This is a genomic window from Allobosea sp. TAB14 (genome assembly GCF_052113865.1).
Taxonomy (GTDB): Bacteria; Pseudomonadota; Alphaproteobacteria; order Rhizobiales; family Beijerinckiaceae; genus Allobosea; species Allobosea spartocytisi.
This window is the reverse complement of sequence record NZ_JBFRDQ010000271.1, coordinates 1-4,518: the sequence shown is the minus strand read 5'-3', so window position 1 is coordinate 4,518 and position 4,518 is coordinate 1. Positions and strand designations below refer to the sequence as shown.

General features: G+C 66.1%; 4 protein-coding genes. All 4 read right to left on the bottom strand.

Annotated elements, in window-relative coordinates:
- Positions 1-176 precede the first annotated feature (176 nt).
- The 4 genes from ilvN to AB4Y99_RS25990 all read right to left on the bottom strand — a co-directional run bounded on the left by ilvN (position 177) and on the right by AB4Y99_RS25990 (position 4,041).
- Positions 177-719 carry an acetolactate synthase small subunit gene (gene ilvN / locus AB4Y99_RS26005; protein WP_038358762.1) on the bottom strand — a complete coding sequence of 181 codons (543 nt, stop codon included), beginning with the start codon at positions 717-719 and terminating at the stop codon, positions 177-179.
- Between the two features lie 37 nt (positions 720-756).
- Positions 757-1,446, bottom strand: coding sequence for a glutathione S-transferase family protein (locus AB4Y99_RS26000; RefSeq protein WP_441525358.1), 690 nt, complete (start codon positions 1,444-1,446; stop codon positions 757-759).
- The gene (locus AB4Y99_RS25995; protein ID WP_441525357.1) at positions 1,443-2,153 is read right to left on the bottom strand and encodes an aspartate/glutamate racemase family protein; all 711 of its coding nucleotides are present in this window, start codon (positions 2,151-2,153) and stop codon (positions 1,443-1,445) included. The genes AB4Y99_RS26000 and AB4Y99_RS25995 overlap by 4 nt, the downstream gene beginning before the upstream one ends.
- 124 nt (positions 2,154-2,277) lie before the next feature.
- Positions 2,278-4,041 carry an acetolactate synthase 3 large subunit gene (locus tag AB4Y99_RS25990; protein WP_038358770.1) on the bottom strand — a complete coding sequence of 588 codons (1,764 nt, stop codon included), beginning with the start codon at positions 4,039-4,041 and terminating at the stop codon, positions 2,278-2,280.
- Positions 4,042-4,518 lie beyond the last annotated feature (477 nt).

The following is a 4,518-nucleotide window of genomic DNA, read 5'->3' as shown; positions in this document are numbered from 1 at the left end:
CGTCAGGACGAAGCCGACCCACCAGAGCGGAGAGCGCAGGCTCTTGCCGCTGCCCAGCGGCTCGGCCTGCCCCCGGCCGGTCAGGCGCAGGATCACCGGCCCGGCGAGGCAGCCGAAGCCGACGATGCCGAGGCCGAGCGCGATCAGGCTGAGCGTTTGGGGCGTCAGCGCCATGCTCACATCGCCTCGGGGCCGCGGCTCATCGCGGCGATGCCGGTGCGCGACACCTCGGTCAACCCGACCACCGTCATCATCTTGATGAAGCGCTCGATCTCCTCGGTCGAGCCGGTCAGCTCGAAGACGAAGGAGGTCAGCGAGGCATCGAGCGTGCGCGCCCCGAAGGCGGAGGCCAGCCGCATCGCCTCGACGCGGGCCTCACCCTTGCCGACGACCTTGACCAGCGCGAGCTCGCGCTCGATCGCCTCGCCCTGCGCGGTCAGGTCGACGACGCGATGCACCGGCACCAGCCGGTCGAGATGCGCCTTGATCTGGTCGATGACRTTGGCGGTGCCGGAGGTCACCACCGTGATGCGCGAGATATGCTTCTCATGCTCGGTCTCGGAGACGGTGAGGCTCTCGATATTGTAGCCACGGCCCGAGAAAAGCCCGGCAATGCGGGCAAGAACGCCCGGTTCGTTGTCGACGATCACCGCCAGCGTGTGGCGCGCGGTCGGCTGCGACTTGGGAGCGTTCGGATAATGCGTGGCCGGTTTCGACATGGGTAGACCTGCAAGGCGGGTTGAAAGGAGATTGAGTTCAGATTTCGCGAAGATTGGCGGTGGCGGGCTCGTCGACCTCGTCCTGCGCCACGACCCAGGGCTCGGCCAATGCGCCGGCCAGCCACTCCCGATAGGCCGGCAGCGCCAGCACGGCCTGCATATAGGCGGATGATACCGGGTCGACGGCGATCGCGTAGGTGTCGAGCCGCGTCACGACGGGTGCGAACATCGCATCGGCCGCCGAGAAGGCGCCATAGAGGAACGGCCCCTCCCCGCGGGCGCCGAAACGCTCGCGCGCCGCGCRCCAGATCGCGGTGATGCGAGCGACGTCGCGGGCGACATGAGCCCCCCGGTCGCGCGCCGCGAAGCGCTTGCCGAGATTCATCGGGCAGCTGCCGCGCAATCCCTGGAAGCCGGCATGCATTTCGGCCGAGACGGAGCGGGCATGTGCGCGCGCCGCCTTGTCACGCGGCCAGATCCCGGCTTCGGGATAGGTCTCGTGCAGATAGTCGGCGATCGCCGTGCTCTCCCAGACCGCGACATCGCCATCGACCAGCGCCGGCAAGGTGCCCCCGCTGCCGGGCACCGCTGCGAAGACCGCCTCCTTGAAGCCGGGCTCGTCGAGCGGAACGAGTTGCTCCTCGAAGGCGATGCCCTTGGCGCGCAGCAGCAGCCAGGCCCTGAGCGACCAGGAGGAATAGCATTTGTTGCCGATCAGCAGTTTCATGCGGCGACGCTCTCCACTTCACCGACATAGTCGAGCGCCGCCGCGACATGCAGCGCCGTGGTGTCGAAGACCGGCACGGCGCAATCGGCCTGCGACAGCAGCAGCCCGATCTCGGTGCAGCCGAGGATGACGCCGTCCGCGCCCTCCTCCCGGATCGCCCGCTCGATGAGCGCGAGATAGCGCGCCTTGGAGGCCGCCTCGATGCGGCCGCGGCACAACTCCTCGTAGATGATGCGGTGAACCTCGTCCCGCTCCTGCGCCTGCGGCACCAGCGCCTCGACGCCGAAAGCCTTGAGCCGGTCGCGATAGAACGCCTGGTCCATGGTGAAGCGCGTCGCCAGCAGCAGCGGGCGCCGCGCGGAGGTCGCGCGGATCGCCTGCGCCGTCACATCCGCCAGATGCAGGAAGGGCAGCTTGGTCGCCCCCGTGATCTGGTCGGCGACCTTGTGCATGGTGTTGGTGCACAGCACGAGGCAGGAGGCACCGGCGTGCTCCAGCCGCCTTGCGCTCTGGGCCAGAGCCGCACCGGCCGCCGCCCAGTCACCCTGCGCCTGCATCTCCGCGATACCAGCGAAGTCGAGCGAATGCAGCAGCACATCGGCCGAATGCARCCCGCCCAAGCGAGTGCGCACGCCTTCATTGAGCAGCCGGTAGTAGACCGCCGTCGATTCCCAACTCATTCCGCCGATCAGGCCGATCGTCGCCATGGTGTTCTTCCCTTCCCCCTGCCGTCATTGCGAGGAGCGTCAGCGACGAAGCAATCCAAGGGACGTGAAGCGCGGCCGCTCCTGGATTGCTTCGCTGCGCTCGCGATGACGGAGGTGTTCCCGATCAGACGAGCTGCTTGCCCTTGGCGTCGATGATCTGGCCGGTATCGCCTTCGAAATCGGGCAGGATCATCTCGTTATGGGCCTTGCCCGACGGGATCATCGGGAAGCAGTTCTCCTCCTTGGCGACATGGCAGTCGAAGATCACCGGGCCGGGCGTCTCGATCATCTCCATGATCGCGGCGTCGAGTTTGGCCGGGTCGTCGCAGCGGATGCCGTGGCCGCCATAGGCTTCCGCGAGCTTCACGAAGTCCGGCAGCGACTGCGAATAGCTCTCCGAATAGCGCCCGCCATGCAGCAATTCCTGCCACTGGCGCACCATGCCCATATACTCGTTGTTCAGGATGAAGATCTTGACCGGCAAACGGTACTGCACCGCCGTCGACATCTCCTGCATGTTCATCAGGATCGAGGCCTCGCCAGCGACATCGATGACGAGCGCCTTGGGATGCTTCATCTGCACGCCGATCGCGGCCGGCAGGCCGTAGCCCATCGTGCCCAGGCCGCCCGAGGTCATCCAGCGGTTCGGCTCCTGGAAATGCAGGTACTGCGCCGCCCACATCTGGTGCTGGCCGACCTCGGTCGTGATGTAGGTATCGCGATCCTTCGTCAGCGCATGGAGGCGCTCCAGCGCATATTGCGGCTTGATGATCGTGTCGGACTGCTTGTAGGCGAGGCTCTTGCGCCCGCGCCAGCCCTCGATCTGCGTCCACCAGGCGGCAAGCGCGGTCTTGTCGATCTGCGGGCTGCTCTCGCGCCAGATCCGGACCATATCCTCCAGCACATGGGCGCAATCGCCGACGATGCCGATATCGGCCTTGACCGTCTTGTTGATCGAGGACGGGTCGATGTCGATATGGATCTTCTTCGAGCGCGGCGAGAAGCCGTCGATCCGCCCGGTGATGCGGTCGTCGAAGCGCGCGCCGATATTGATCATGACGTCGCAGTCATGCATCGCGAGATTGGCCTCGTAGGTGCCGTGCATGCCGAGCATGCCGAGCCACTGCTTGTCGGCGGCTGGGAAGGCGCCGAGCCCCATCAGCGTCGAGGTGACCGGGAAGCCGGTCAGCCGCGCCAGCTCGCGCAGCAGCGCCGAGGCATGCGGGCCGGAATTGATGACGCCGCCGCCGGTGTAGAAGACCGGCTTCTTCGCGCTGGCGATCAGCTCGATCGCCGCCTTGATCTTGGCGAGGTCGCCCTTGACCACCGGGCGGTAGGTCTTGTGCTGGTTGTCGCGCGGGCGGCTATAGGCGCCGGTCGCGAACTGGATGTCCTTCGGAATGTCGATGACGACCGGGCCCGGGCGGCCGTTCGAGGCGACATAGAAGGCCTCGTGCAGGATGCGCGGCAGGTCGTGGATGCTCTTCACCAGATAGTTGTGCTTGGTGCAGGAGCGGGTGATGCCGACCGTGTCGCATTCCTGGAAGGCGTCGGAGCCGATCAGATGGGTCGGCACCTGGCCGGTGATGACGACGACCGGGATCGAGTCGAGCAGCGCGTCGGTCAGGCCGGTGACGGCATTGGTCGCGCCGGGCCCCGAAGTGACCAGCACGCAGCCGACCTTGCCCGGCCCGGAGCGCGCATAGCCCTCGGCCGCATGGACCGCGCCTTGCTCGTGGCGGACGAGCACGTGCTTGACCTTGTCCTGCTGGAAGATCGCGTCATAGATCGGGAGTACGGCGCCGCCGGGATATCCGAACAGATGCTCGACGCCCTGGTCCTGAAGCGCGCGGACGACCATCTCGGCTCCGGTCATCATCTCGCTCATAACGCTCTCCTGCGGCTTGTCTTCGGTGATGGTGGAAAACGGGCAATAAAAAAGGCCCTCGGAGGGGCCTGGGCGTGCGCTGGCGTCGGGGACGCCCGGTTGTTAAACCGGCCCCTACCAGCGCACCTCTACGAGAATAAGCTTGCGCATCGCGCTCATGATCCTTGTCGTAAGTTGCCGGACGCTAACGGAGGCCGCGAGGCCGGTCAAGCGCTAAGCGTAGGCGACAGCCCCCGGAAAAAACGCGACGCTCCCGGATGACGGCCTGCGGCCTCGGAGCAACCGCCGGCATCGGCAAGGGATATCGACAAAAGGAACATCGGCTGCGCGCTCCCTGCAGCCTGCGCCCCTCGGGGTCACAGAGCCTCCTCCGAAGGTTGAAGACACCCTTTGAACGGTTGGCAACCGAATGATTGACACGATTACGCAAAAATCGCGTCCATCGCGGAACGGTTTCTCACCCTGCCTGTCTTAGCG

Coding starts and splice junctions, on each gene's coding strand:
- AB4Y99_RS25990 (WP_038358770.1), bottom strand. CDS start 4,041: ATGAGCGAGATGATGACCGGAGCCGAGATGGTCGTCCGCGCGCTTCAG.